2 protein-coding genes and 2 pseudogenes are annotated in these 3,103 nt (G+C 35.7%); 1 reads left to right on the top strand and 3 read right to left on the bottom strand.

What is annotated here, in order from left to right:
* Positions 1-92: pseudogene (locus AC1DKZ_RS32615) on the top strand (IS6 family transposase); the annotation flags it as partial.
* 259 nt (positions 93-351) lie between these two features.
* Here AC1DKZ_RS32615 and AC1DKZ_RS32620 read toward each other — a convergent pair.
* The 3 genes and pseudogenes from AC1DKZ_RS32620 to AC1DKZ_RS32630 form a co-directional block, all read right to left on the bottom strand.
* Positions 352-1,194, bottom strand: coding sequence for a phospholipase C (locus tag AC1DKZ_RS32620; protein WP_002193553.1), 843 nt, complete (start codon positions 1,192-1,194; stop codon positions 352-354).
* 120 nt (positions 1,195-1,314) lie between these two features.
* On the bottom strand, positions 1,315-2,076 hold the full coding sequence (locus AC1DKZ_RS32625; RefSeq protein ID WP_476997954.1) for a hypothetical protein: 762 nt from the start codon (positions 2,074-2,076) through the stop codon (positions 1,315-1,317).
* A gap of 527 nt (positions 2,077-2,603) precedes the next feature.
* Positions 2,604-3,038, bottom strand: a pseudogene (locus AC1DKZ_RS32630) (IS6 family transposase); the annotation flags it as partial.
* Positions 3,039-3,103: the final 65 nt, after the last annotated feature.

Genomic DNA, 3,103 nt, shown 5'->3' on the forward strand with positions numbered 1-3,103 from the left:
TTCATGCCCTATATAAACAAAGGCGAAGTCTGCAAAGAGACTCCGCCTTTTCAACGTACAATGAACTTCAACAATTACTAGCTACTTCCTAAACCTTGTTCCTCATTTACCAACCTGTTTATGCTTTTTTCAAACTTTGCAACAGAACCCATTTCAATTTACTTTCATAAATGTTACAAAAGTCTTTCATTGATTTAAAAGACTTTTAGATTTCTAAAATAGACTTATCAAACAAGACTTCCACATCAAGATTCAGAGAGAAACAAAGAAGATGGGTGGGGGATGAAGCCCCCACTGTTAGAAATTTCACTGTATAACATAAATAACTTTTGTTATGTGTAAATGTATTTGTTATTTGTTATTCACGTACGTATCAAACCATAAATGAATATATCCAGCTGTAATACGCTGTGCTTCCATTAAACGTTTTCCTGTTACCGGTGTTACTTCAGCACGCCATTTGTCAGCAGAGTCTTGTGATACCGCTGCTTTTAGGAACCAACTTTTCGTATTATCATTAACAATTGATGGGAAATCAGCTTTTGCTGCTGCTGCTGATGCATGAACCCACTCTTCTGGATTTGCACTTTGCCAATTCCAATAGCCATTTCCATCCGTTACTTTATAATTGTCTTTCACTGTATCAACGAAGTTTTCATATTTTGAGTGGAAGCCAAATGGATGCGAAATGTTAGTAAAGTTTGCTGCATGCATTGGTTGGTTGACATCCCCTAAATAATGAAGTGATAATCCTAAATAAAAGAATGCATTTTTCATATCTTTATTTTGATAAGCTTCACCAGCTAATTTAAAATACTTTGCTCCCGTTTGCTTTGCTTGTTTAGCAAATGGAATATACGTTTTTTCCGAATCAGGATCATAGAAGTGTGAAGCGAATGTGGAATTATCATAGTATGGATTTTTATAATCTGCAGAATAAATACCTTCCTCCAAATTAGTACGCCAATCATTTAATAGGGCTGTCTCATTTTGCTTTACCACAGTCGTATTTTGGGACATAATATCAATTGCTCTGTTTACAATCCATAAATGAGAACTTACTCCTTCATTATGTACAGATTCCGCTGACCATCTTAAAGCAATAGGCGAATCAGATTCATGCGCAAACGCCACACTTTGAATAGGAGCTGTTAAAGCAATTACAGAAGCTATAGCTAAAATTTTTCTTTTCATAAATATTCCTCCATTTGATATATAATTTAAATTTCTTTCATAGGATCTTCTCTTACCTTACTGAAAGACACATTGCATATTAATAAGTACAGTTATATAAATCTAAATGTAATAGATGCTCTATGGTAAAGGTACTAATTCATAACCAGATTGATATGGCGGCGCAGAACTTCCCCATAGTTTATCTTGATTTGAAAATGGTTGGTCTGAAGTCTCTAGCTCGAAATACGTTGTAACTCCATACTCAGAATTTTGTGGATCTGCACTGTACCAATCACAAGGCCTTCCCATTTTATCTCTAAGATAATCAGTTTTACCTGTTATTAAATTGATTTCCTTTGCATTTTGTTCCCAAACTGTTAACGTGCTTTTTGATTGGTCGCTAAAATAAATCCAGCCGCGATTCCCTGCATTGACATATTTTTTAATTCCTCCTGCCTCAGCATTTGGCCCACCAATCCACATTGACATGGTAACTGGCGTATTATGTCTTATATATCCATCACTTTCTACCCCATCTGGAGTTTCAAAATTGATAGGTGTACCATAGTACTCATTACCTTTTGTATCCTTATGAGTCTCAGCAGTACCATAATAAGATTTATCTTTATACTGAATTACATAATGCCAACCCGCAAACTTCTCATAAGTTACTCCAAGTCTCTTCTGACCTATACCTGCATAAGCATCACGCCGAGGTTTGCCATCCAAAATTTTACGTACCATTATATAATCTTTAGATGTCTGGACTGGATCCCCATAAATATCAAGTATACGGTTGTCCTCAGCTGCATAAGCAGAATTTGTAGGAACAACAGTAACTATCAAACTAAATATTAGTGCTAAAAATGTAAATATAGACAGTTTTCTTTTCATAAACATACCTTAACTTCTCCTTATTTTCACTAATGGTTTTACTATCTGTGCGCATCGTCTACTAGTAGATAAGCCTCATCCTAGCTAAAAAGTCTTTCATTTCTCTTTCATAAATGTTACAAAAGTCTTTCAGAGGTCTGAATTCTTTTCTGATGAAACTAATAAACCAAAAGAGAAACCTGCATGCTCATTGGCTTCATAGATCTTTTATTCAATAATACGGATATAAATATGCAATTTTGCATATCGAGATTTTTAAACATTGTTACGGACGCTTACTATAATGAAAGCATAAAGATGTACCACATCTAAACACCAAGAAAGAGTAGGGAATATTATGGAAATCACAGTGGCAGTTTTAAAATTTGTAGGTGGATTAATTGGTTCTGTTGCAAAGTTTGAAAAAAGCATAAACAGGTTGGTAAATGAGGAACAAGGTTTAGGAAGTAGCTAGTAATTGTTGAAGTTCATTGTACGTTGAAAAGGCGGAGTCTCTTTGCAGACTTCGCCTTTGTTTATATAGGGCATGAATTCAGTTTTTTGAACGCACAAAGCAAGGCTGGAGCCTTGTCTGTAGTAAGAACCGTTGGTTCTCCAAAAGCTTTGACAAGTCGCTTCATGAACATATAAGCTGCTTGATGATCACGTGTTTTTCGAAGTTGGAAATCAAGCGTATGTCCATCCCTATCTATGGCACGATATAGATAGCACCACTCACCTTTCACCTTGATGTAAGTCTCATCTAAATGCCAAGCATGGTGGGGAGTTGTGTTTTTCTCTTTCCAGACTTGATAGATCAGACTTCCATATTCATGAACCCAACGCATGATTGTCGTAGGGTGAACGGAAATTCCTCGTTCTTGTAAAATCTCAGATACATCGCGATAGCTTAAAGAAAAACGACAGTAATAGCCAACGGCTACCAAAATAATATCTTTCTTGAACTGTTTCCCTTTAAAATATCGCACTTGTGATTCTCCTCATTCTTTTTTTCTAGAGTGTAGCTTCATTTAGAAAACTTTGCAACAGAACC

The sequence above is a fragment of the Bacillus sp. 05T21 genome (assembly GCF_056396785.1).